The sequence below is a fragment of the Roseateles depolymerans genome (assembly GCF_003387155.1).
In the GTDB taxonomy this organism is placed as follows: Bacteria; Pseudomonadota; Gammaproteobacteria; order Burkholderiales; family Burkholderiaceae_C; genus Roseateles; species Roseateles depolymerans.
On sequence record NZ_QUMT01000005.1, the window covers coordinates 210,036 to 233,523 of the forward strand.

Below are 23,488 nucleotides of genomic sequence, written 5' to 3' on the forward strand. Positions count from 1 at the left end.
GAGTTCTGGAGGGCTCGTTCGCTGGCTGCTGTGGTCCACAGTCCGCCTGAGCCGCAAACTCCCCCCCGAGTAGGCAACTGCAATCAAGGAGAGGGGCGCGAGGTCATCGACGCATTCATCGATGTCGTCGAGCGCAATGGGCGTCTGGCCTTCTGAAGTACCTCGCTCGGCTACGCCTAGATGGCTGACCATGGAACCACTAGCAAGTCTGGCGGTGTTCTCACCGACCGCCACATAGGAGCCAATTTGTGATCGGCATGTAGGAGTCAGGCGCGGACCACCATATGGGAGCCACTGCGTGATTGGCGTATTGGAGCCAGTGCCGGATCGGCACATAGGAGCCAGCAGGCGCGGTGACGGGCGTCTCGAATTGAGCGAGACCATCTCTACCCTTGGGCTTTTGCCCGAGGGAGCAGGGATGGCGCGCAGGAGATTCGACATGCATCACTATCTACAGTCGTTGCTGCGCATGCGGCAGGGCGACTCCGACCGCGACATCGCCGCGGCCCGGGTCATGGACCGGCCCAAGGCTGCACAGTGGCGGCATATTGCGAGGTCGCAGGGCTGGGGCTCGATCCGCAGATCCCCCTGCCGGACGGCGAGGCCATTGCGGCGGTGTTACAGGGCCCGTGCCGTGCCACCCAGGCGCAAACCCGCTCCCGGTGAGTTTCGGAGCAAGGCGTCTCTGGCACTGCCATTCACGCGGCCTTACGGCGCGGTACTCCCCCAGAGCGCGGCTTCGATGATGTCGACGCAGCGCGCAACTGGGCGGCGGAGTTCACGCGTTGGTACAGCGTTGAATACCGGCATAGCGGCATCAGCTACGTGAGCCCGGCCCAGCGACATGCAGGCCATTGATCCGCTTCGATTCTTCGAGCCACACGAATCGCTAGTCCCCGCTGGTCTTGACCCGCTGGCTCTCGTCGAGTCGAAATCAAACTTAAATGGCATATGGATAAGAAATTCTTCAATCACATACGAGAAAATATTGAGGGCATGGAGCTGGACGCGCTATGGGATTACGCTATTGAGGCAAGCCCAGACTACAGCGACCAATGCGAATTCTTTTTCGAGGTTTTAGAAGAGTTAATTCAAACCGGCGCCATTGAACTGGTCAATATGTACACCAAGCAGCCGTTGAATGGCCCGATTGAAGAACGCTTGAACACTTTTCGATCGTCATTTCCGACTGACCCAGTGGAAATGAATGGTGGACTTTGGTTTTTCAGCAGCAGTTGCCCGGCAGGGCCTTTATGGACACAAAAATAACCGAGCAAGTCATCAGGCGAAATTCAAACTATCAGCACAATCTATAAATTATTGAATTTGAATTTCAGCGTTTTTGTCTACACATCAGCCATGGGATGGTAATCGAAATCACAATTGGCGAATTAGTTTGTCGGCAAGACGTAACCAACAACGGGAGATGCGCGGGACGGAGCTAGCGCTGAACGCGCAGGAAGATATGCGCACCATCAGCGATCCCATGACGGCGACTGACGATAGAGGCTTGACTGCCGGCGGACGGCGGTTATCGTGTCGATACCGGGAACGGAACTTGGCTATACCTTGTCTTTAGCAATGTCAAGTAGAAACTGAGAATTGCCATCCTGGATCAGTACAACATCGAAGCGGCCCCTATTGCTCTGCAAGCACTCCGACATATTCCAGGTTCAATTAAATTTGACGCACTCTGTAGCGATTCGAATGGGGAAAAAATGTCTGCGAAAGAATTGATCGTTTTCATTCCTGAATTTTCGTTAGACAAAAGTGCGCTAACCGTTTTAGCAGAAGATCTTTCCCTAAACGTCGATGTAATTCCGACTTCCCGCGGCTTTAGCTTTGACTTTTCTGCCCAAAAGGGAGCGGGCAAAAGCCGCTTGGCTATCGAACACAAGGCTGACGATTGCCTTCTAATCCGCGAAATAATGGATTGGACTCGCCCAAGCGCCTCATATAAAAGCATGCTTACAGCATGCAAATCTACCCTAACGGTCTACTACAGAGACCCAAGTATTGCCAAGGATGCGCTGAGAAAACTAGGAACGATTCTCCAGGACAGAAGCTCAAACTGCATTGTAGATAATGGATTTGGGTGCCTTCTTAAACTTGACGTTATGCTTAGCTGCATTGATGAAGAGCCGCAATGGTCTTGGGAAAAGGAACAATTTCCAGAGCTAGAAGGCGTGGCTGACTCAGAATGGAAATAAATTCTTCAACTCCACGAATTTTTGCAACTGATTGCTGATCGCACGCCTCAGATCACCGTGGATGAACAGTCCGAAGCTGCAGCTGAGCGGTTTGGATTTGCAAACCGGAAAGAGTTTTTTAAGAAAATGAAGCATGCCTTGGCATCCATTACCAGCGATGGAATCTTGGTGAGGGCCACGAGACGAAAATGAAAAAGTGAGGACTTTATGTCCACCGCGGCCGATCCATCGGAGGTCGTCCCGCCAGACGTCAGTCCGGGGCGTTTAGAACAAGCCATAAAGACTCATCTGACTTGAAACGTCGTGGATTCCGGCGCTGGGTCCGCGACCATATCGTTAAGACGATCAATCCAACCTCCCCATAATTTCATTATTTGAGGAGCAGAATTGAATTACGAAGACCTTATAAAGAAGGGGATCAATCACCTCTCGGGCGGGAATGCAGATAAGGCTATTCAACTCTTGAACAGCAACCAGGGTTCTCGCTCTGGCTGTCTGAGTCTCGTATTCACTCACGCAAAGACTGAATGCCTACTGTCTTGGTTTAAAAACAAGGACCTCGCCGCAGCTAAGCAATGGGCCTATGTCGCCGCCAAAGTAAGGCGAATGATGTTTCAAATGACCCCATGGTCCTCCTTTCCCGCTTATGAACCTCTCTTCGCGCTGATTTCTGACCACTTGGACGCTATCGCTTGGTACTCCAATCATCGAGTTCCATTCTTCGTTGAAGATGATCTCAGGGGAAACGAGTCAACGAACAAGGACGATCCGGCCACGATAACCTTCCATAGTTATCAGACCTCACTTGCTTTAAGACGTGAATGGGAGGAGCTCCATCGACGCTGCGCGCTCATCTTGTCTCACCCATCGGAAACTGAATGGAAAGATCTGTTGGTCGACCATCGCTTCTTCCTCGCGTTGGCTGAGGGAGACAAAAGGGGAATGAAGGCCGCACTTGACGAGTTGGCGGGGCCCGTGCTCGCCCCTCGACGAAACTTCGATTTTGCGTTTGGTCTGACGGAAAACCTCATCGCCACACACGCGACGACCTACGCAAAGATTGCTTGGTGCAACGGCTATGAAATCGGCGTGGATTCGCCATGGGTGCCGCGGCAATGGCTTCCGATAGCACCGCTTCCTACGTACGTGGATCCATGGCCGTTTTTAGCCGAATTCGATTTTTGGACACATTTTGAAGGCGATTACGAGAATTGGTCACCCAAACGCCAGTAAGTTTGCTTGAGCTGCAGCTAAGACGCTGAACGCGTACGACAGATGCAAATCTGCGCCCAAACCGCTCTAATCTCTAAGGCCCACTATGAAACAAGAGATATATGACTGGTTAGAAGTTTGGCTTGTAAGTTTCCTAACGTACGACTCAATAACCCCTAACTTTTTAGTGTCAGCCTCTTCATTATCAGAGTCAGAATCGCACCAGATTGCGGTCGATTTCATGTATGCTGGACTAAAGTCTGGCATTCTTGAGCTTTTACCGCAGGGTGTTTTGTTCAAAGGAGGAGAGTTTGGTTTTCATGGGCCTTTGGACTACGCACAAGAGCTAAGAAAATTTAACCCATTTGACTACGACGAAGTGTTCGCAGGAAGAGTCGCTTGGGGCGGGCCACAAGTTGCGCTGTCCGCCTTGGGTCGTGAGGTATTAGAAAATTCCGGATTAAGTTTTGGCGATACAGTCGGCGACGATAAAGCAGAAAATAGGAAAAAGTTTCTGGACGGTGTCATAAATCAATTTGAGAGCCTTGGGGTAAATTTGGGCGACTCCCCATTTATTTTAGAAAAACCCTCGTGAAACAGTGCCACAAGGCCTTCTATTACCCGGGCAGTCAATCTCTGACTGAATGGGACACCCAAACGCTTTGCGCGTAGGTTTCCTACCGAACTCGACGCAGTCCGCGACAAAACCACAACTAATCAAAATATCCAACGGAAGTGAAGTGATGCAATTTCGCGACGCTTGGAATAATTTCGTCTTAGCAAATATTCAGAGTGCCACCGGGTTCTCCAGCATTGTGGCCGCTGAGGAACTAAGCGGGGGACGGTTCGCTAATTGGCATCGGGTGACGCTCCCGGAACTGGCTGTTGGGATGAATTATGAATTGTTCATCGAGGTCGCGATTGGCGCATGGCACCACCCGTACAAGACACTTTTTCTTCAATGGACGCGAGAATCGGCCAATTTGGCTTTAGCCGATCCACGTTTTAGCATTCGATCGGAAAATTCAAGGAATGGCTGGAAGAACCCCGGGATCTTTCCGGGCAATCATGGCGTCGTTCTTGCGATTTCAAGTCTTGCAGAAGCTATCGAACGTAATTCGGACCCAGGCGTCTTAAAGCTGGTTGAAGCAGCCGATGAAATAAAGGACTGCGGGCTTCAAATGAAAGGGGAGGATTGGAACACTTATATTGCACAAGGGGGATATTTGAGAGCCATCCAGCTCTTCATGATTGCTGGAAAAGCTGATCTCGCTCGGTCTGCCTTACAGACTCGCCGCAATTTCAAGTACGTGAACGCGCACCGTCAATGGCTGGTCAACGTACTTAACTTCATTGCGCCTGGCGCGCAATTTCATCAAGCAACTGCTGAACAGACAATGCTTTTCGACAGCCAGTTTGACGTCATCCGTAACCCTGCGTTTAAGACAGCCCCACCTAACGATCTGTCAGACAAGCATTTAGGTCAGGACCTGATGCAGATGCGGCTTGACCTAGCGATCATCAGGCAAAGATATATTGTCGGCCAACCAATTTCAGGAAACTGGGAGACCATATTTTCTTCAATTTCTCGCTAAACCATCCAACCTAAGCATGTTAATCTTTGGGAAGATGAGTCGTTGATAGCCACGCAAACGAGTTGACGCAAACTAGCCAACGCACCATGAACAGCGAATGCTACGAACGGATCAAATGCAAGGCGAGTTCCAAGAAAATCCGCGGTATCGTCCTGGCGCCGGCTTTGAGGCGGCGGGCGCATGGAAGCCGGAGAAATCAACTAGTCCGGTAGGCCGAATTCGTCAGGCCCAAATGACCGAACGCCTATGTTCGATAGCTCTCAGAAAGTACCCACATGAATATTGGCATCTTGGGCGGAAGTTCCGTTTATGAGGTGGGAACTGTTTCTGACACTGTTCTATTCTTCGACTGCGTACAAGCATTTATTGGCGAAGAAAGGACTGTGCAGGACTGGAGCCTTATTACGGACCGCCTTTATCGAAGATATTTAAGGCTGGATGAATTATCCGCCGCAAGTTCAAAAATGGATCAAATACGAGCAATATTTGAGACCAAGCCAGCCTGCTCTGTTGAATGGTTAGAATCCACAAAAAGTTCTTTACTTAACCGGCACCAAAACAATCTCGCAGAGGTTTTCGCAAAATACTTTGATAGTTTTATTGAAAGTTGCGATTCAGCCCTTGCTTTTAATGACGCGTTCAATATCTATCAGCCGGTGCGCTTTGTGAGATCAGATAATGTTTGGCTGACTATTGAAAAAATGCACTCGTTGGCTGACTATGAAGCATTAACCGAAAAGCCGTTCTGGCTGGAACCTAATTTCCACTCACACGACCTTGTTCGCCGTGAAAGTGGAATGTAGTCGCGGAAATCTTTGCGCGATAACCAACATGCTCAAAGACAGATCACCGTGACGGACGGAGTTGACTAAACAGCGTCCCCCAGCAGCAGGCAGCCTTATTCCGGATTAACGTCCCAACTCTTCAGCGCATTGGCAATGATGATGAAGCCCAAGATGCTGCCGATCGGGAAGGCAAACATCAGCGGTAAGGCTGCGACCACGCTGACGAATCGCGCCCATTCCTGCTTCCGGTCCGCCGCTTTGGACAGAAACAGGTGGAATGCACCCAGCACTCCCAGAACGACCATCGTAGAGAGCTGAGCCATGTCGATGCCGCCTTTCAGCGACAGGCAAAGCGCCAGTGCTGCCAACGCCGCGAAGGCCAGGTACAGGTACCCGACGATCTTGAGTGAACCGGCCACTCGGCCCGACGGATGCGGCTGCCATGACTGGCCGCTGCTGCTGAAAGATCCTCCGTACCCTTGCATATGAAGCTCCCTCTGAACTTTGAATTGAATGAGTGGGGTGGGTCGTCCCCGAGGAGAATTGGAGCCGCGGGGGTGAAGCGATTTCCATCGCACTTGCGGGGGAGCGAAGCCACAAAATGTCACGTTTGGCTGCTCACCTTGATCTGTCAAGCCTGAGAGCACCGCTCACCTCTAACCGGGCTGCCGCGGTTTGCCCGCCTAACGAACCCCGCACCCGCCCTCCGTGCCGGATTCCCGCATCCCGCCCGCCATCCGCCCCATGCCCCTGTTCGGGTGACCTGAACCTGCTTGCCGGCGTGACATCGACTCCTATACTGTATGCCCATACAGTCTTTTTCGATCATGTCACCCCAGCTTGCCGACGGGGGGGCCCTGCCCTCTCCAGCGGGACTGCTGTCCCCCTCCCAGAATGCCGCCGGGTCTGCGCCCGCCCCCTTGCCGCCCCATGTGGCGGAGGCCTTGTGGCGCGGAGACTCGCTGGGCCGGTCCTGCAACACCCGCTGGTCCAGCGGTTTCCCCGCGCTGGACGCTGAACTGCCGGACGGCGGATGGCCGTCCCGTCAGATCACCGAGATCCTGCAGCCCCAGTTCTCACTGGCCGAATGGCGCCTGGTCGGCCCTTCGCTGCGGGAGGTGGTGGCCGATGGCGCCGCAGTCGCCCTGGTCGGTCCGCCCAAACGTCCGCACCTGCCCGGCCTCATGCACCTCGGTCTGAACGACCGTCAACTCGTCTGGATCTCCGCCCGCGCCCCGTCGGAGCGGCTGTGGTGCGCTGAGCAGCTCATCAAGTCCAATGCCGCCGGCGCCATCATGGCCTGGTTGCCTCAGGCCGCGCCGGAACAGCTGCGTCGTCTGCAAGTGCTGGCGCAGTCCTTTGACGGCCCGGTGTTCCTCTTCCGCCCATTGCAAGCCCGTCATGACCCTTCGCCGGCCCCGCTGCGGGTCACCGTCGAGCTGGATGTGGACTGGCAACTGCGCGTGACCCTCATCAAGCGCAAAGGCCCCGCCCATGAACAGCCAGTGGTGCTGCCCTCCATCCCGGGCGGCCTGGAACTGGTGCTGACGCCCCGGGTCATGCGGCCCAGCGACTGGCGGTCCGCTCCTGATCGCGTCGTGGCCCCTGGCGTTTCCACGGCGGTGGCCTCCACCGCTGCCCTCTCCGCGCCGGGCGTGGTCCCCCTCGCTGCGTCTGCCCTGAAGGAGGTCCACCATGCTGTGGGTCGCCCTGATTCTTCCGCCCTCTCCTACTGACGACCCGCAGGCGCCGCCGGCTGTCTCGCCCGATGCACTGCGCGGGCTGGCGGTGTGGTGTCTGCAGTTCACGCCCCGGGTGGCCCGCATGGAAGATGCGGTGGTCATGGAGGTGGCGGCCAGCCTGCGTCTGTTCCGCGGACGGGCTGCGCTGCAGGCCCGGCTGGCCGATGAGGCGCCGGACCTGGGCGTGTGCAGCATCGGCTGGGCGCCCACCGCCACTGCCGCCCTGATCCTGGCCCGCTGCGGCATCTCCGGGCTGGGCGACCGGCTGTTGCAGGCGGTGCTGGACCCGCTGCCGCTGGACGCCCTGACCGCTGCGGCGACGCATGCGGCTTCGCTCAATCGCGCGGGCGTGCGTACGCTGGGGCAGCTTCGTCAGTTGCCACGCGGCGGCGTGAGCCGTCGTTTCGGGGCGCCTCTGCTGGCCGCGCTAGACCAGGCCTACGGGTTGCGTCCGGAAGTGCATGCCTGGGAGGCCTTGCCCGAAGACTTCCATGCCCGACTCGAACTGCCCAGTCGCGAAGACCGCGCCCCGGCGCTCTTGATGAGCGCCCGCCCGCTGTTGATGCAGCTGTGCGGCTGGCTGGCCGCGCGGCATGCCGGCGCCACCGGCATCACCCTGCACTGGGTGCATGACTCGATGCGAGCCCGGGACGTTGGCGACCACGGCCAGTTGACCGTCCGCACGGCCGAACCCATCCGGGAGCTGGAGCATTTCTGCCGTCTGCTGGCCGAGCATCTGGCCAAGACCCAGTTGCTGGCGCCGGTCGGCGAGCTGCGCCTGGAAGCGCTGGGCGTGCAGGCCCTGCAGGAGGACAGCGCTTCGCTGCTGCCCGACGAGGTGCGCACCGGCGAGACCCTCTACCTCACGCTGGAGCGCATTGCCGCGCGGCTGGGTCCGGAGCAGGTGTTGCAGCCCGCGCTCGCGGACGATCACCGCCTGGAATGGATGACCCGCTGGCAGCCCTGCGACCCGGGCCGCGCCAAACGCGGCGGCCGGCCCCGCCCCTGCGCGGCGCCGCAGACGCCCGAGCCGGCCTTCCTGCTGGACGAGCCGCTGCGCCTGGCGGTGCGGGACCATCGCCCACACTACCAAGGCCCGCTGACCCTGCTGATCGGCCCGGACCGAGTCGAAGGCGGCTGGTGGGACCGCCTGCCCGAGGCCCCGGCCGCCCCGGCTCCCGATGCCCAGGGAACCGATGCCACGGAGAAGGCGCACAGCGCCAAAGCATCCACCCCAGCCAGCGCCACCGCATCCGCCACAGCCAGCGCCCCACGCGCCGCCCACACCACCGTGACGGTGCCCACCGCCCCCCACCCCGGCCACCGCAACGTCATGCGCGACTACTGGGTCGCCGTCAACGAGAACGCCGGCGTGCTGGCCATCTTCCAGGAACGCCTGGCCGATGGTGAAGGCGCCTGGTATCTCCACGGCGTCTACGCCTGATGGGACGGAGGCTGCATGACGTCATCCTCCGCGGACCGCCCCGCGGCCCCCCGCCCCTCCCTGGATCTCTCCGCCGCCGCGCAGGCGATGGGCAGTCAAGCGCCGCAGTTGCCGGACTATGCCGAGCTGCGCTGCATCAGCAACTTCAGCTTCCTCAAGGGCGCCAGTTGGCCGGAGGAACTGGTGGAGCGGGCCAAGGCGCTGGGCTATCAGGCCCTGGCCCTGACCGATGAATGCAGCATGGCCGGCATGGTCCGGGCCCACATGGCGGCCAAGGAACACGGGTTGCGCCTGCTGGTGGGCAGCCAGTTCGAGATCCAGGAAGCGCCCTGCGATTTCACCCTGGTGGTGCTGGCCTGCAACCTCAATGGCTACGGCAATCTCTGCCAGCTCATTTCGCGTCTGCGCCGCGCCAGTGAGAAGGGCACCTACCGCTGCACCCTGCGCGACATCGGCCCGCAGGACCTGGACGACTGCGTGGTGGTGGCCTGCCCCGACCGCTTTGCGCAGCCCCAGCCGCTGATGGCGCTGGCGCGCTGGCTGCTGTCGCGTTTCATGGGCCGCTGCTGGCTGGGAGTGGACCAACTGCGGCGCAGCGACGATGAGATCCGCCTGCTGCGTCTGCGTGAACTGAGCGCGCTCACCGAGATCCCGCTGGTGGCCGTGGGCAATGTCACCATGCATGTGCGCAGCCGCAAGCCGCTGCAGGACGTGCTCACCGCCACGCGCCTGTGCAAGCCGCTGACCGAATGCGGCCAGGCCCTGGAGCGCAATGCGGAGCGGCATCTACGCGCCCGGGGCCGCCTGGGCATCAGCTTCCCGCCCGACCTGCTGGCGGAAACCCTGCAGGTGATGGCCCGCTGCGACTTCAGCCTGGACGAGCTGCGCTACCGCTACCCCAGCGAAGTGGTGCCGGACGGGGAGACACCCGCGTCGCACCTGCGCCGCCTCACCTACGAAGGCGCGGGACGCCGATGGCCACAGGGCATTCCGGCGTCGGTCAGCGAGCAGATCGAGAAGGAGCTGACGCTCATCGAGGAGCTGCAGTACGAGCACTACTTCCTCACCGTGGCCGACATCGTCGACTTCGCCCGCTCCCAGGGCATTCTTTGCCAGGGCCGGGGCAGCGCCGCCAATTCGGTCGTGTGCTATTGCACCGGCGTGACCGAGGTGGACCCGGCCCGCATGCAGGTGCTCTTCGAGCGTTTCATCAGCAAGGAACGCAACGAGCCGCCGGACATCGACATCGACTTCGAACACGAGCGCCGCGAGGAGGTCATCCAGTACCTCTACCGCAAATACACGCGGGACCGTGCGGCGCTGGCGGCGGTGGTCATTTCCTACCGGGTCAAGAGCGCGCTGCGCGACGTGGGCAAGGCGCTGGGTTTCGACCCGGAGGCGCTGGATGCGCTGTGCAGCAATCACCAGTGGTGGGACGGCATGGAGATCGATGCCGCGCGACTGGCCGAGGTGGGGCTGGACATGCAGCAGCTGGCGGTGCGTCAGCTGCTGGACCTGACCCGCACACTGCTGGGGTTTCCGCGTCACCTCTCGCAGCATCCCGGCGGCTTCGTGCTGACGCAAGGGCCGCTGACCCGCATGGTGCCGGTGGAAAACGCGTCCATGCCGGACCGCACCGTCATTGAATGGGACAAGGACGACCTGGATGCGGTGGGCCTGCTGAAGGTGGACGTGCTGGGGCTGGGCATGCTGACGGCGCTGCGCAAGACGCTGGCGCTGATCAGCGATCGGGACGGCGATGTCTTTGGCGTGCAGGACATTCCTTCGGAGGACCGCAAGACCTACGACATGATCTCGCGTGCCGAGACCATCGGCGTCTTCCAGATCGAAAGCCGGGCGCAGCGCAGCATGCTGCCGCGTCTGAAGCCGCGCTGCTTCTACGACCTGGTGATCGAGGTCGCCATCGTCCGCCCGGGCCCGATCCAGGGTGGCATGGTCCATCCCTACCTGCAGCGGCGCCAGCAGCTCGAGCCGGTGGACTATCCCAGCGAAGCCTTGAAGGTGGTGCTGGAGCGGACGCTGGGCGTGCCGGTGTTCCAGGAGCAGGTGATGCAGATCGCGATGGTGGCGGCGGGGTTCACCGGCGGCGAAGCGGACGGCCTGCGTCGCTCGATGGCGGCCTGGAAGCGCAAGGGCGGTCTGCAGAAGTACTACGACAAGATCGTGCAGGGCATGACCTCGCGCGGTTATGAACTGTCTTTTGCGCAGGCCATCTTCGAGCAGATCAAGGGCTTCTCGGAATACGGTTTTCCGGAATCCCATGCGGCCTCGTTTGCGCTGCTGGTCTACAGCAGTTGCTGGCTCAAGTGCCACCGCCCGACCGAATTCCTGGCCGGCATGCTGAATTCCCAGCCGCTGGGTTTTTATTCCCCCAGCCAGCTGGTGCAGGATGCCAAGCGCAACGGCGTGGTGGTGATGCCGCCGGACGTGATGTTCAGCGACTGGGACTGCACGCTGGAGCCCTGCGAGTCCAGCCGCGCAGCGGATGCCTGGAACGGCGCGGCCCAGACCCGTGCGCCGATGGCGGTGCGGCTGGGGCTGCGGCTGGTGAAGGGGCTGCAGAAGGCCTCGGCCGAGCAGATCCGGCTGGCGCGTGCGCAGGCGCCTTTTGAAGATGCGGAAGATGTGGCGCGGCGGGCGGGCCTCAACCAGCAGCAGATGACGATGCTGGCGGCGGGGGATGCCCTGGCCAGCCTCAGCGGCCACCGGCGCCAGCAGATGTGGGACGCCGCGGCCCAGCATGCACCGCCGCCCCTGCTGCGCGCGGCCCCGGTGCAGGAGGACTTCCTGGAGTTGCCGCAGGCGCCGGAGGGCGAGGACATCGTCTTTGACTATGCGTCGCTGGGCCTGACGCTGCGCAGCCATCCGCTGCTGCTGCTGCGTCCGCTGCTCCAGCAGCGTCGCCTCATGACGGCGGCGGAGCTGGACGCCTCACCGGATGGACGGGTGGTGCGCGGCTGCGGCATCGTCACCGTCAAGCAGCAGCCGGCGACGGCCAAGGGCACGATCTTCATTTCGCTGGAGGATGAGACGGGGGATGTGCAGGTGATCGTGCACCGCGCGCTGTGGCAGCGGCAGCGTCAGGTGATGCTGCATGCGCGGCTGCTGGCGGTGCGGGGGCAATGGCAGCGCAAGGGCGAGGTGCGCAACCTCATTGCCGGTCACCTGGAAGACCTCACGCCGCTGCTCGGCCGCTTGCAGACCGAGAGCCGGGACTTCCACTGACGGCGAGCGTTCAGGCCGCGGAGGCTAGGCGCCGCGCTGCGGCCCGCTCGCCAAGCGCGGAGGTCGGCTGGGAGATCTGGGGCATGGGCGCCGGGATCGGCGCCTGCGCCAGCCGCTGGGCAATGATGCTGAGCACGGCGGGGTTCCAGCAGAGTCCGCAATGGCTGCCGTCCACTTCCACGTTCTCGATCTGGTCGTGGTCTTCGGGCTGCAGGCAGGCTTCCCAGGCCACCACGCCGTCGCTGCGACTGTGGATGGCGGTGAGGGGCTGGGGCGGTGCGGTCATCAACTGCTGCTTGAATGCCGGATCCAGTTCGGGCACGGCGCCGCTGATCCAGTGGTACAGCAGGCTCACATTGGTCTGCGCGGCTTCGCCGGTGATGGGGGTGCCGATGGTGATCACCTGCCGGATGGGCAAGGCCATGCGCTTGGCGATTTCGCGGGCGTAGATGCCGCCCAGGCTCCAGCCGATCAGGGTGATGCCGTCCGCTGCGGGGCTGAAGCGGTCATTGACCTCTTCGGCCAGCGTGTCGAGCCAGGCCTCGACGTTGCCGCTGGGGCCGGTATTCATGCCGCGGCCCCAGTCGCGGGCGTCATAGCCGAGCTTGCGACAGAACTCCAGCAGCGGCGAGACCGTCTGGGCATCGGTGGCCAGTCCGGGGAACACGACGACGGGATGTCCGTCGCCGGCTTCGAAGCGGCTGTGGTCCATCCAGCGGCTGCTGGCGTACTCGAAGGCCGCTCGAAACGGCTCGATGCCCAGGAGGGTCCAGGACGGGGACAGGATGGCGGACTTCATGATGCAGGGACCCCGTTTCAAGTGAAGCCCGATATTCAGGCCCGGGTCCTGCGCTGGGAACCCCCTGAAGGCCTGCAAATCAGGTCGGACGTGACCTACACCACGTGCGCAATTAACGGATCAGCGCAATCAGGATGATGATGGGGATGGGCACGCCAAGCAGATACAGAAGAATGGATCGCATGAGAGTCTCCAGTGATGAAGGGGGATGACGCCTTAATCGTGCTGATCGCGCTGACGGCCGCCGATGGTGGCGAGCCAGCTGGCGGTGAATGCGCCGATCAGCAGCGCCACGAACATCCACAACGCAGCCTGCATGGCGGCCTTGCGGGCGGTGTCGGCGGCATCACGCGCGCGAGCCTCGGCGGCCTGCGCATCGGTGCGAGCCCGTTGCAGCAGCTCATTCACGCGCCGCTCCGCATCCACCTGGCTCAGCCCGGTGCGCTGCGACACCAGCGCGCCGGCCTGACGCTGATCTTCGGGCGACAGCGTGCCGCCCTGACGCCAGGCGTGCATCAGCAGACGGCTGAGCTCCGGCAGCAGGTTCGCCGTGCCCACATCCGGCTGCGTCCGCAGCGTGGCGGGGTTGGCGCCATTCAGGCCCGCATTGCTGCTGCCCGTGCTGCCAGCCGCTCCTGCGGTGCCCATGCTGCTTCCAGCCGCGGTGTTGCCCGCCGCTGTCGCCGATGTTGCCGATGTCGCAGCCGGATCCCGGCGCAGCATCGCATCCAGGTAGTAGCCCAGATCGAAACCGGTGGCGTCACGCAGGCCGGACTCACTGCCCCCGCCTGTCATGGATGCAGAGCCGGCATCGCGTCCTGCGCTGCCGATTGCACCGACCCCTGCGCCGGCTCCTGCGGCTCCTGCGGCTCCTGCGGCGGCCACTGTGCCACCGGCGACGGTAGAGGCCGCCTTCACGCCAGCCCCGAGGATGCCGCTGATGGTGGCGCCCAGCAGTGCTGCGGTGAACAGCGTGGCCACGGCCCAGCTCAGCAGGCCGTGGGCGGTATCGCGGAAATGCACTTCATCGACATGGGTGTCGCGCCAGCGGGTCCGCAGCCGACCGGCCAGATAGCCGCCCAGGCCGGACGCGGCCAACTGCGTCAGTGCCAGCCACACGATGCCGGTCACCCCGATCGTCTGGGCCTGTGCGCCTTCACCGGCCCAGGGCGACATGGCGGCCAGGCCCAGCCCTGTGCCCAGCACCAGCAGGATCAACGACAGTGCGGCGGCGGCGGCGGCACCGGCCAACACGGATGCCCATGACACGGCGGACCATGTTCCGCTACTGGCTGAGCGCAGTGCGCCGGCCTCACTGCTGTACCAGGCTTCGTTCGCCACCATGACGGTCTCCTTGAGATGATGACCACCATTGGCAAGCCGCGCACCCAGCGCAGCGCGAAGACCCATCCGAGGGACGTTACCCCGACCGCTTCTCGCCCCTTGCCCTCAAAAACCGGTATGCGCCGCATGCCGTCCTGCCGGCCGCAGGCGCAGAATCTCACCATGTCGACCGCCTTCATCTACCTGAAGCTTCCCACTCACCAGCTCCCGGCGGACCATCGCCTGGAGGACCGCATTGACCAGGCGCTGCGTGAGGCGGGCGTGGGAACGGTGCTGGGCTGGGGCAGTTCGCTGGGGGATGCGCCACCGGGCCAGATGCGTCCGCTGGCCTTTCTGCGCATCGACATCGAGGCGGACGACCTGAACGGCGCACGCCAACTGCTACGTGCCTTCCTGCTGGACGCTGGCATGCCGACGGGCACTGAACTGCATTTCACGCGGGACCATCATCCGCTGCAGGATCTTTTCGACGGCGCGGACTGGCGGCTGGACCAGCCGGTGGCGGGCAGCCGGCGCAACTTTCATCGCTGATTCGTTCTCTCGCAATCAGCCTCTGTCCTGCTGCTGCTGCTGCTGCTGGCATGCAGGCTTGTCGAAGGTCGAAGCGCTTTTGAGGAGTTCGTGGTTCGCGGAGGATGCAAGGTCTTGATGGGGGAGGTTGGCCGGGGCCTTGTCGTTCTCCCATTTCTGCTGCACTTACGCGTCCCCGCACGGCGGCATAGTCGGCAAAGCGCGGTGTAGACGCGTGGCAGTCCTCGGTGGGGAAAGGAAGGGGCCAGGGGCCATTTGCGGAAGTTAAGAAGGGAATGGCCGGCGCAGCCGGACAGGAATGACATGGAGCAAATGGCCCCTGGCCCCTTCCTTTCCGGCGCAGTGCACCCGCAATGTAACGCCCGTTACCCACATCCCTCCCACCCCTCAGAATCCCCCAAGCAAAATCCGGCACGCCCCCCCACCGTTACCACCGTCCCCCCAGCAGTGTCCCAAGTGCGCCCCCCTCCCCCGGACCTTCCTGAAGAGATCCGCATTGAACTGCACCCCACCGGCCTTCGCCTGGGCGCTGACCTCACGCTGATCCGCAGCCGCCTGCTCCCACGCCTGATGGCGGCGCTGCTCCAGGCCCATGAAGACGGCCTGGCCCGACGCGACAGCCCTTGCAGCCGCGCGGACCTGTGCGCGCGCATTGCCGGCATGGCCGAGCTCCACCGCACGCAGGTCTGGCGTGCCATGGCGCAGCTCGCTGGCACCGCGCTGGAAACGCTCATTGCCGCCCACACCCCCAGCGGTGGTCCCTTCTGGCTGCACGAGCCCTTGCTGTCCCGCTGCCGGTTTTACCTGGACACAGGCGCCCTGGCCCAAGGCGCGGCCCTCGCCGACTGGCTCGGTCAGCGCCGGACGGCAACACCCGCCCCTACCGCGCCCCTCCTGCCCTGGACCTACACCGAAGCCCTCGCCCGCGCCGACCACCTGCTCGATCGCGGCGAGCTCTACCCCGCCCGCCTGGCGCTCCAGCAAGCAGCCCCCCACCTGCCCGCCGACGACCCACTCGCCGCCGCCGCCCTGGGCTGGCGCCGCGCACGCATTGCCCGCCGCCTGGGCGACTGGGGCGCTCTCCAGGACGAACTGCGCGACCTCTCCAGCGCCCTCAACGACAACCGCCTCGCGGCCCCGGAACGCCAGCAGCTCCAGGCCCGCATCGCCATCCTGGCCGCGTGGCACTGGTATGGGAGCCTCGGCCAACCGGCTGCCGCCCTGGCGCGCCTCGAAGACGTCCCGCCCGTGGCGCTGGCCTTCGACCCCACCTTGCGATGCGACCACGGCAACCTGCGCGGCATCGCCCTGCGTGAACTGGCCCTGGCTCAATCCGACCGCGACCTTGCCGCCGCCTCCGTCGCCGCACTGGGTGACGCCCTGCGAAGCGCCTCCCTGGCCGGCCTGCCCGACGCACTGCAGATCTGCGCCGCCAACCTGGCCCACGGCATCGGCCAGCTCGCCCATGCGGGCCTGCTCGGAGACGCCAACAGCCTCGAGGAGGCTCTGCGCTGGCTGCTGCTCAGTGATGCCATCTGCAGCAGATGGCAACTGGGTCGCAGCTCCCTGCTCAACACCATTTTCCTGCTGCGCCTGTGCGGCCTCGGCGGCTTTCGCTTCTCCGCCGTCCGCCGCCTAGCCGACGCTGCGGGCCACCCGCTCCAGGCCGACTCCTACGCCGCGCTCGCCGCCCAACGCTGGGAAGCCTGCCGCGGAAGACAGTCTCAGATTCCGGCCGATCAGCGCTGCGCCTTCCTGCTGCTCTGGGCCCGCCATGCGGCGGCCGAATGCGACAGCTTCACCGCTGCGGACCTCATCCGGCAGGCTCGCTTGCAGGCCCGCAAGCTCCGCGACCCGCAGGCCCGTTTGCGCTACCTGGAAGAGGCCCGCGCCCTCAGCCATCAGCCGCAACGCGCGTAACGACAGAACGGCGCCCGCGCTGCGGAGGTCCAGTCAACACTGCGCTCTCGAATCGACACCCCATCGACACACCACCGGGAGCCCAATCATGAACACCTCGCCACACGCGCCCAAGCGACACACTGTCCCCACGGTCTCCGTGATCACCGCAGTCGTTGCGCTCTGTCTGACCCTGACCGGCTGCAATGCGGCCGTCGCCCAACCAAACTCGCAAGACGCCAAGGCTGGCATCCCCGACCACCGCGAGCACTGGACACCCCGCCCCGACCTCCAGCGCGCCTTCGACGCGCTCAAGACCCGCGGCACACTCGTGCTCATGGACACCGCCAGCCGCCAGTGGATGGCCTCCGACTCGGTCCGTGCCCATGCCGGCTACATCCCCGCGTCGACCTTCAAGATCCCCATGTCCCTCATCGCCCTGGAAACCGGCGCCGCTCAGGACCAGAACACCCGCTTCCCCTGGGACGGTCAAAAGCGCCGCATGCCCGACTGGAACCAGGACCAGACCCTGGCCAGTGCCTACAGGTATTCCGCCGTCTGGGTCTTCCAGCATCTGGCCCGCACCGTCGGCCAGCCCACCGTGCAGCAGTTCCTCTACGACTTCCGCTACGGCAATGCCAAGGCCGGCCCGGTCGGGGACACCTTCTGGCTGGAGGGAGACCTGCGCATCAGCGCCGTCGGCCAGATCGAATTCCTGCGCCGCCTGCACGACCGCGAGCTGCCGCTCTCCGACGCCACCTACAACACGGCCCGCACGGTGATGCGACGGGATACCGGCCCAGGCTGGACGCTCTATGCCAAGACCGGCTGGGGCGACAGCACCCAGCCCGCCATCGGCTGGTTCGTCGGCTGGCTCGAGCGCGATCGGGACCCACGGCCGGTCTACTTCGCGCTCAACATGGACATGGTGCGTGACGACCTCGGTCCCAAGCGCGAGGCCGTGGTCAAGGACAGCCTGCGCACCCTCGGCTACCTGGACTGACCCACCCGCGCTGCCGGGGGGCCTGCGCAGACGGCCGGCCAGGGATCGGAAAACCTTCACCAGAGCGATTGACCAAAGCGACGGCGCGGCCATGGCAGATGGCCGATACTCCCCGGCGTCATTCATTTCTGCAGGCAGGTGCCCTCCATGAAGCTGCTCCCTTCCTTGTCCGTTGTCCGTGCCGCCCTCCCCGCTGCGCTGTCTGCCGCGTTGCTGACCGTGGCCGGCCCGGTGCTGGCCCAGGTCACCGTCACCGCGCCCTGGGTGCGCGCCACCGTGGCCCAGCAATCGTCCACCGGCGCCTTCATGCAACTGAAGTCGCCCAAGCCCGTGAAGCTCGTCTCGGTCACCACCCCGGCCGCAGGCATCGTGGAAGTGCACGAGATGACCATGGACGGCCAGGTCATGCGGATGCGGGCCGTGCCTGCGCTGGAACTGCCGGCCGACAAGATGGTCGAGCTCAAGCCGGGCGGCTATCACGTCATGCTGATGGACCTCAAAGGCCAGGTGAAGGCGGGCGACACCGTGCCGCTGACCCTGGTGTTTGAAGGCGCGGACCAGAAGCGCGAGACCGTGCAGGTCAAGGCCACGGTCAAGCCGCTGGGGGCGGCGGCGCCTGCCATGGATGAACACGGCGGGCACGGCGGACATCAGCACTGAGCGTCAGCACTGATGACTGACCGCCAACATTGACGGCCAGTATTGAGGCTGCACGCCCCCGGCCTCAGCGCGCGGGCCGGGCCAGCCCAGCGGCCAAATGGTCCACCAGCGCCTTGATCCGCTGCGGCATGAATCGCTGGCTCGGCATCAGCGCATGCAGCGGCATCGGCCGCCCGACCCAGTCGGGCAGCACATCCACCAGCGCGCCGCTGGCCAGGCTCTCGCGCACGTCCAGCTCGCTCTTGTAGGTCAGGCCTCGGCCTTCCAGCGCCCACAGGTGGGCAATGCCGCCGTCGTCGGCACTGCGTCGTCCCTGCACGGCCACTTCCACGGCGGGTCCGTTCAACTGGTCCTTGCGCCAGAACTTCCACTGCCGCTCCAGCCGGTCGCCGATCTTGAAGCGGATGCACTCGTGTGCCGTCGCCAGGTCCTGCGGATGCTGGGGCCGGCCGTGCCGCTTCAGATACTCCGGCGACGCGACCAGCAGCCGCCGACCGTCAAACAGCCGGCGGGCCACCAGACGGGAATCGGCCAGTTCCCCGTAGCGCAGGGCGACGTCCACCTCGTCCCTCACCACATCCTGCAGGCCGTCCCCGACGTTGAGGTGAAGTTCCACCCCCGGATGCCGCTCCAGAAAGCTGTCCAGCAGCGGCAGCACCACGCGGCGCGTCAGGTCACTGGACGCACTCACCCGAATGCGTCCCCGCAGCACCGGCGCGGAGGCCTTGCCGCGCCCGGGCTCACCCTCGTGCAGTTGGGCCAGGCCTTCCTCCAGCAGCTCCAGCGCCCGCTGGGCGTAATCCCGCAGACGCTCCCCGGCGGCGGTCAGCCGCAGGGCGCGGGTGCTTCGCTCCACCAGCCGCGCGCCCAGACGCGCCTCCATCTTCTTCAGCATCGCGCTGGCGGCGGCGGGGGTGATGTTCATGACCTTGGAGGCCGCGGTCAGGCTGCCCCCGCGGGCGCACTCCACAAGCAGGCGCAGCTCGGCGGTATTTTCAATTTCCATTTAAAACTGATTGCGATTGAACGGGCTTCATTGATTGTGCTCAAAGCGGGAGGATCTCGGCCATCCTGTGGGAATTGCCCCATGACAACCTGCTGCTGAACCGGAGCCCCTCATGAAAGCTGTTGGATATTTCAAGAACCTGCCCATTACCGACCCTGAGTCGTTGATCGACCTGGATGTGCCCATGCCGCAAGCCGGTCCCAGCGACCTGCTGGTGGAGATCACCGCCGTGGCCGTGAACCCGGTGGACACCAAGATCCGCAAGAGCCGCCCCGCCGCGGAGAACGCCCCGGTGGTGCTGGGCTGGGACGCCGTGGGCCATGTGCGGGCCATCGGTCCGCAGGTGCAGGGCTTCGCGGTCGGCGACCGGGTCTGGTATGCGGGCGACCTCACCCGCATGGGCAGCAATGCCCAGTTCCAGGCGGTGGACCACCGCATCGTGTCCAAGGCCCCGACCTCGCTCAGCGATGCCGAAGCCGCCGCCCTGCCGCTGACCGCCATCACTGCCTGGGAGATGCTGCATGACCGACTCCAGGTGAACCGCGACAGCCGTCCCGTCAGCCTGCTGGTGACCGGTGCGGCCGGTGGGGTGGGCTCCATCCTGGTCCAGCTCGCCCGCCAGTCTCCCCACCTGACGGTCATCGGCACCAGCTCCGACCCGGACGGTGCAGGCGGCGACTGGCTGCGCCAGCTCGGCGCTCACCACGTCATCAACCATCGCGAGCCGCTGGCGCCCCAGGTCGCCGCGCTGCAGACCCAGGGCCTGGCACCGGTCCGTCATGTGGCCAGCCTCACCCACACGCCGCAGCACTTCAAGGACCTGGTCGAACTGCTGGAACCGCAGGGCCAGCTCTCGCTGATCGACGACTTCGGCGCGGGTGACATCGACGTCATGGCCCTCAAGCGCAAGGCACTCTCGCTGCATTGGGAATTGATGTTCACCCGCAGTCTGTTCACCACACACGACATCGCCGAGCAGGGCCGCCTGCTGGCCGAGGTGGCGCGCCTGGTGGATGAAGGCAAGGTCCGCACCACGCTGGCGGAGGTGCTGGGCCCGATCAATGCGGCCACGCTGCGTCGTGCCCATGAGCTGCAGGAGCGTCAACGCCAGCAAGGCAAGCTGGTCCTTCAGGGTTTCTGATAGGTCCTGGATCACGACCGATTCGTGAAACCTTACCGCCTCCTGACAAGGAGGCGGACCACTCAGGGGAAATCCTGGGTGACCGCAGTACGCACAACAGCGATACCTGAGCCCCTCGAAAAACAATGCCGGGACGGCGAGGGAAATTCGGATGAGTGCTCGACTGCTGGGAGCTGGTGCTGCGCGCCGGATGGCACGACTGTGGGGACCGCTGGGAGGCTCAGCCGCTCGGGCTGCTGCCGCTGCGTTGGCGGTGGTCGCCGGATTCGGTGTGGCCTCTGCGGCGCAGGCGGCCACCATCGGTGTGATCCTGCCCGGCAGCTGGCCCAGTGTGCAGCAGGCCGAAGCCCTGCAGCAGGGCATGACGCTGGCCCTCAAGACCTGGCCCGGCGACTCGGTGCCCACCCTCATCGTCAAGGACAGCGCCTGTGACGCGCGCAAGGCCGAACTGGCCACGGACGAACTGATCCAGGCCAAGGTCGACATCGTGCTGGGCAACTGGTGCGAGATCGGCAACGGCGCGGATCGACTCAAGGCAGCGGGCATCCCGCTGATTTCCAGCAATGCCGAGCGCGTGCCGGGCAAGGACCTGCAGGTGCAGCTCGGTCGCATCGAGCTCTATGCCGCCGAGCGCATCGCCACCGAACTGCGGCGCGAGACCGGCCTGCGCATCAGCGCACGGACCTCCTGCTGGCTGGACTTCGAGGCCACGCTCAGCGAGCGGGTGGATGCGGTGCTGTGCCCGGTGCTGGCCGTGGACAAGACCCGCTGGGACCAGGTGGCCAACACCTACACCGCCGCCTTCCGCAAGCCCATCACGCCGTCCGCCGCGCGCGGTTATGCAGCGATGGAGCTGGCCCTGAACTACCTGCGTCGGGCCAAGAGCGGCAAGGCCGCCGTGGCCCTGCGCGAGACCCAGGGCAGCACCACGCTGCTGGGCCCGGTGCCTGCCGCCGATGCACCAGCCCCCACCACCGCCCTGCAACTGGTCTTTGCCCCGCACCTGCCCAAGATGAGCCCGCAGCAGTCCCAGACGCTGGACAAGCTGGTCAAGTCCAAGGGCTGCGGATGCCCGGGCGGCACGCTGCGCGACGGTTGCCCGAAGGACGGCAGCCCCTGGAGCAACATGCCCTTCGTGGTGCGCGGCGGCGGGACACCGGCGGCTTGCGCCTCGGCCATCCAGGTGCTGGAGCTCTGAGACCGGGCCAACGCTTGCACGCGCGGCCACGCCGCACCGCCGGACTCGCCCTATAGTGCGGGCTGTGGCGCCGAATGGCGCTGAAGCACTGCACGAGGAACGTCCATGGTCAAGAAGGTGAAGAAGACTGCCGGCAGCCCGCCGATCGGGGAGGCCATGCCGGCCGGTCCCGGCCTGCTGGACAGCCAGTTCGGGCAGCTCGTCAAGGAGTCGGCCCAGCAGATCTGGTCCGCCGGTCTTGCTGCCTTTGCCAAAGCCCAGAACAACAGCGGCAAGGCCTTCGACACGCTCGCGGAAGAAGGCGCCCGCATCCAGAAGAAAACCCAGGCCAGCGCGGAAGAGCGTCTGGGCGCCGTGGCCTCGCGCATGTCCGACATGGCCGGCGAGGTGGGCACCCGCGCCGGCCAGCATTGGGACAAACTGGAATCGATTTTCGAGGACCGCGTGGCGCGGGCCCTGCATCGGCTGGGCGTTCCGACGTCCAAGGACCTGGAGGCGCTGCATCAGCGGCTGGATGCATTGACGCAGGCGATCCAGGCGCAAGGGGGCAGCGTGCCGGCGGCAAGGGCTTCGGCTTCTGCGCCAGTGGATGCGAAGCCGGCGAAGGCGGCCAAGGCTGCCAAGAATGTGAAGCCGGTCAAGCCTGCCAAGGCCGCGAAGACTGTCAAAGCGGTCCAGCCGGTCCTTGCGGCGAAAAACAAAGCTGCGTCGAAAACCACCAAGAAGTCTCCCAAGGCCGCGAAGACCACCGCGAAAGCCGCAACCCAGGCTGCCACCGCCTCACCCGCTGCCCGGAAGTCAACACCCGGCACCCGCGCCAAGCGCTGACCCGTCGTATCGCCATGGAGGTCCCGCGCGCACACCCGCGCGGCGCTTCTACCTGCGGAGCACCCGGGCGCCATGCGCCCGCACCCCCGCCCGCAGCCGTGCAGTTCATCACGAACCCCTTCGTGACCCCCATCGCCCAGGGGGATGCCCCGGCTCACCGCCGAACGAACAATCTCACACAAGTTCCGCGCGACTGTTCGCGCCCCAAGATCTCCACCGGAATTCCATGAAGCGCATCCTTGCCGCCGCCCTCGTTGCCCTGCCCTTCGCAGGCTTCGCCGCCACCGACGACAACCTGCTGACCAACGGCAGCTTCGAATCCAACCTGCTGCGCAATGGCAGCTGGTCCAACTTCACCAGCATCGAAGGCTGGACGGTCGGCAGCAAGGGCGTGGAAGTGCGCAACAACGTGTCCGGCAGCGCGCTGGACGGCCACAACTTCGTGGAGCTGGACACCACCGGCAACAGCAGCATCAGCCAGAGCTTCGCCACCGTGGCGGGCTACACCTACGAGCTGAGCTTCTCCTACGCCAACCGCAGCGACAACCGGGGCGCCGTCAGCAACGGCATCGCCTGGAGCGTCGGCAGCCTGTCGGGCACGGTCGGCCAGAACACCACCACCAGTTGGACCACCTACACCACCAGCTTCATCGGCACCGGCAATCCGATGACCCTGACCTTCGCCGCCATCGGCCGCGCTGATTCCTACGGCACCTCGCTGGACAACGTCAGCCTGAGCGTGCTGTCCACCGTGCCGGAACCGCAAGGCTATGCGCTGATGCTGGCGGGCCTGGGCACGGTCGGCCTGCTGTCGCGCCGTCGCCGCCGCAACGTCTGATCACCGT

At 63.8% G+C, this 23,488-nt stretch carries 21 protein-coding genes; 17 read left to right on the forward strand and 4 right to left on the reverse strand.

The window, feature by feature from the left end:
* The first annotated feature begins 951 nt into the window (after positions 1–951).
* From DES44_RS21475 to DES44_RS24780, 6 genes are all read left to right on the forward strand, one after another.
* A complete protein-coding gene (locus tag DES44_RS21475; protein WP_116001844.1) occupies positions 952–1,269 on the forward strand; it encodes a DUF596 domain-containing protein in 318 nt (105 codons plus the stop codon).
* 449 nt (positions 1,270–1,718) lie between these two features.
* Positions 1,719–2,210, forward strand: coding sequence for a hypothetical protein (locus DES44_RS24765; RefSeq protein ID WP_147307167.1), 492 nt, complete (start codon positions 1,719–1,721; stop codon positions 2,208–2,210).
* Positions 2,211–2,597: 387 nt separating this feature from the next.
* Positions 2,598–3,443 carry an Imm49 family immunity protein gene (locus DES44_RS21480; RefSeq protein WP_157592935.1) on the forward strand — a complete coding sequence of 282 codons (846 nt, stop codon included), beginning with the start codon at positions 2,598–2,600 and terminating at the stop codon, positions 3,441–3,443.
* Between the two features lie 85 nt (positions 3,444–3,528).
* Positions 3,529–4,017, forward strand: coding sequence for a hypothetical protein (locus tag DES44_RS24770; protein WP_147307168.1), 489 nt, complete (start codon positions 3,529–3,531; stop codon positions 4,015–4,017).
* Positions 4,018–4,165: 148 nt separating this feature from the next.
* Entirely contained in the window at positions 4,166–5,017 is an 852-nt protein-coding gene (locus DES44_RS24775) for a hypothetical protein (RefSeq protein WP_147307169.1), read from the forward strand.
* Between the two features lie 275 nt (positions 5,018–5,292).
* The gene (locus tag DES44_RS24780) at positions 5,293–5,820 is read left to right on the forward strand and encodes a hypothetical protein (RefSeq protein ID WP_147307170.1); all 528 of its coding nucleotides are present in this window, start codon (positions 5,293–5,295) and stop codon (positions 5,818–5,820) included.
* Between the two features lie 95 nt (positions 5,821–5,915).
* Here DES44_RS24780 and DES44_RS21485 read toward each other — a convergent pair whose 3' ends face one another.
* Entirely contained in the window at positions 5,916–6,287 is a 372-nt protein-coding gene (locus tag DES44_RS21485) for a hypothetical protein (RefSeq protein ID WP_058934157.1), read from the reverse strand.
* A gap of 342 nt (positions 6,288–6,629) precedes the next feature.
* Between DES44_RS21485 and imuA the strand changes: the two genes are divergently transcribed.
* The 3 genes from imuA to DES44_RS21500 all read left to right on the forward strand — a co-directional run bounded on the left by imuA (position 6,630) and on the right by DES44_RS21500 (position 12,234).
* Positions 6,630–7,538, forward strand: a complete 909-nt coding sequence (imuA, locus tag DES44_RS21490; protein WP_116001860.1) for a translesion DNA synthesis-associated protein ImuA — start codon at positions 6,630–6,632, stop codon at positions 7,536–7,538.
* Positions 7,498–8,988, forward strand: coding sequence for a Y-family DNA polymerase (locus tag DES44_RS25175; RefSeq protein WP_058934155.1), 1,491 nt, complete (start codon positions 7,498–7,500; stop codon positions 8,986–8,988). The genes imuA and DES44_RS25175 overlap by 41 nt, the downstream gene beginning before the upstream one ends.
* An 87-nt stretch (positions 8,989–9,075) precedes the next feature.
* Positions 9,076–12,234 (forward strand): error-prone DNA polymerase, encoded by a 3,159-nt coding sequence (locus tag DES44_RS21500; protein ID WP_058934154.1) that lies wholly within the window; start codon positions 9,076–9,078, stop codon positions 12,232–12,234.
* A gap of 10 nt (positions 12,235–12,244) precedes the next feature.
* Here DES44_RS21500 and DES44_RS21505 read toward each other — a convergent pair whose 3' ends face one another.
* Together DES44_RS21505 and DES44_RS21510 are read right to left on the reverse strand one after the other, a co-directional pair.
* Positions 12,245–13,033: an esterase/lipase family protein gene (locus DES44_RS21505; RefSeq protein ID WP_058934153.1), complete on the reverse strand. Its 789-nt coding sequence runs from the start codon at positions 13,031–13,033 to the stop codon at positions 12,245–12,247.
* A gap of 216 nt (positions 13,034–13,249) precedes the next feature.
* Entirely contained in the window at positions 13,250–14,377 is a 1,128-nt protein-coding gene (locus tag DES44_RS21510) for a hypothetical protein (protein WP_058934152.1), read from the reverse strand.
* Positions 14,378–14,539: 162 nt separating this feature from the next.
* On the opposite strand from DES44_RS21510, the gene DES44_RS21515 reads away from it, so the two are divergent.
* The 4 genes from DES44_RS21515 to DES44_RS21530 all read left to right on the forward strand — a co-directional run bounded on the left by DES44_RS21515 (position 14,540) and on the right by DES44_RS21530 (position 18,470).
* Positions 14,540–14,908 (forward strand): hypothetical protein, encoded by a 369-nt coding sequence (locus DES44_RS21515; RefSeq protein WP_147307171.1) that lies wholly within the window; start codon positions 14,540–14,542, stop codon positions 14,906–14,908.
* Between the two features lie 456 nt (positions 14,909–15,364).
* Positions 15,365–16,828 carry an ATP-binding protein gene (locus DES44_RS25180; RefSeq protein WP_170156723.1) on the forward strand — a complete coding sequence of 488 codons (1,464 nt, stop codon included), beginning with the start codon at positions 15,365–15,367 and terminating at the stop codon, positions 16,826–16,828.
* 88 nt (positions 16,829–16,916) lie between these two features.
* Positions 16,917–17,810 carry a class D beta-lactamase gene (blaOXA, locus tag DES44_RS21525; protein ID WP_083525391.1) on the forward strand — a complete coding sequence of 298 codons (894 nt, stop codon included), beginning with the start codon at positions 16,917–16,919 and terminating at the stop codon, positions 17,808–17,810.
* A gap of 147 nt (positions 17,811–17,957) precedes the next feature.
* Complete coding sequence (locus tag DES44_RS21530; RefSeq protein ID WP_058934147.1) at positions 17,958–18,470, forward strand: copper chaperone PCu(A)C; 513 nt, start codon at positions 17,958–17,960, stop codon at positions 18,468–18,470.
* 64 nt (positions 18,471–18,534) lie between these two features.
* Here DES44_RS21530 and DES44_RS21535 read toward each other — a convergent pair whose 3' ends face one another.
* On the reverse strand, positions 18,535–19,476 hold the full coding sequence (locus tag DES44_RS21535; RefSeq protein ID WP_058934146.1) for a LysR family transcriptional regulator: 942 nt from the start codon (positions 19,474–19,476) through the stop codon (positions 18,535–18,537).
* A gap of 112 nt (positions 19,477–19,588) precedes the next feature.
* Here DES44_RS21535 and DES44_RS21540 point away from each other — a divergent pair, with 112 nt between their 5' ends.
* The 4 genes from DES44_RS21540 to DES44_RS21555 all read left to right on the forward strand — a co-directional run bounded on the left by DES44_RS21540 (position 19,589) and on the right by DES44_RS21555 (position 23,481).
* Positions 19,589–20,617 (forward strand): zinc-binding alcohol dehydrogenase family protein, encoded by a 1,029-nt coding sequence (locus DES44_RS21540; RefSeq protein ID WP_058934145.1) that lies wholly within the window; start codon positions 19,589–19,591, stop codon positions 20,615–20,617.
* A gap of 151 nt (positions 20,618–20,768) precedes the next feature.
* Positions 20,769–21,815, forward strand: coding sequence for a type 1 periplasmic-binding domain-containing protein (locus tag DES44_RS21545; RefSeq protein WP_147307172.1), 1,047 nt, complete (start codon positions 20,769–20,771; stop codon positions 21,813–21,815).
* A 105-nt stretch (positions 21,816–21,920) separates the two neighbouring features.
* A complete protein-coding gene (locus DES44_RS21550; RefSeq protein ID WP_083525390.1) occupies positions 21,921–22,643 on the forward strand; it encodes a phasin family protein in 723 nt (240 codons plus the stop codon).
* A gap of 226 nt (positions 22,644–22,869) precedes the next feature.
* On the forward strand, positions 22,870–23,481 hold the full coding sequence (locus DES44_RS21555) for a DUF642 domain-containing protein (RefSeq protein ID WP_058934143.1): 612 nt from the start codon (positions 22,870–22,872) through the stop codon (positions 23,479–23,481).
* Positions 23,482–23,488 lie beyond the last annotated feature (7 nt).

Coding starts and splice junctions, on each gene's coding strand:
- DES44_RS21475 (WP_116001844.1), top strand. CDS start 952: ATGGATAAGAAATTCTTCAATCACATACGAGAAAATATTGAGGGCATG.
- DES44_RS24765 (WP_147307167.1), top strand. CDS start 1,719: ATGTCTGCGAAAGAATTGATCGTTTTCATTCCTGAATTTTCGTTAGAC.
- DES44_RS24770 (WP_147307168.1), top strand. CDS start 3,529: ATGAAACAAGAGATATATGACTGGTTAGAAGTTTGGCTTGTAAGTTTC.
- DES44_RS24775 (WP_147307169.1), top strand. CDS start 4,166: ATGCAATTTCGCGACGCTTGGAATAATTTCGTCTTAGCAAATATTCAG.
- DES44_RS24780 (WP_147307170.1), top strand. CDS start 5,293: ATGAATATTGGCATCTTGGGCGGAAGTTCCGTTTATGAGGTGGGAACT.
- DES44_RS21485 (WP_058934157.1), bottom strand. CDS start 6,287: ATGCAAGGGTACGGAGGATCTTTCAGCAGCAGCGGCCAGTCATGGCAG.
- imuA (WP_116001860.1), top strand. CDS start 6,630: ATGTCACCCCAGCTTGCCGACGGGGGGGCCCTGCCCTCTCCAGCGGGA.
- DES44_RS25175 (WP_058934155.1), top strand. CDS start 7,498: ATGCTGTGGGTCGCCCTGATTCTTCCGCCCTCTCCTACTGACGACCCG.
- DES44_RS21500 (WP_058934154.1), top strand. CDS start 9,076: ATGGGCAGTCAAGCGCCGCAGTTGCCGGACTATGCCGAGCTGCGCTGC.
- DES44_RS21505 (WP_058934153.1), bottom strand. CDS start 13,033: ATGAAGTCCGCCATCCTGTCCCCGTCCTGGACCCTCCTGGGCATCGAG.
- DES44_RS21510 (WP_058934152.1), bottom strand. CDS start 14,377: ATGGTGGCGAACGAAGCCTGGTACAGCAGTGAGGCCGGCGCACTGCGC.
- DES44_RS21515 (WP_147307171.1), top strand. CDS start 14,540: ATGTCGACCGCCTTCATCTACCTGAAGCTTCCCACTCACCAGCTCCCG.
- blaOXA (WP_083525391.1), top strand. CDS start 16,917: ATGAACACCTCGCCACACGCGCCCAAGCGACACACTGTCCCCACGGTC.
- DES44_RS21530 (WP_058934147.1), top strand. CDS start 17,958: ATGAAGCTGCTCCCTTCCTTGTCCGTTGTCCGTGCCGCCCTCCCCGCT.
- DES44_RS21535 (WP_058934146.1), bottom strand. CDS start 19,476: ATGGAAATTGAAAATACCGCCGAGCTGCGCCTGCTTGTGGAGTGCGCC.
- DES44_RS21540 (WP_058934145.1), top strand. CDS start 19,589: ATGAAAGCTGTTGGATATTTCAAGAACCTGCCCATTACCGACCCTGAG.
- DES44_RS21545 (WP_147307172.1), top strand. CDS start 20,769: ATGAGTGCTCGACTGCTGGGAGCTGGTGCTGCGCGCCGGATGGCACGA.
- DES44_RS21550 (WP_083525390.1), top strand. CDS start 21,921: ATGGTCAAGAAGGTGAAGAAGACTGCCGGCAGCCCGCCGATCGGGGAG.
- DES44_RS21555 (WP_058934143.1), top strand. CDS start 22,870: ATGAAGCGCATCCTTGCCGCCGCCCTCGTTGCCCTGCCCTTCGCAGGC.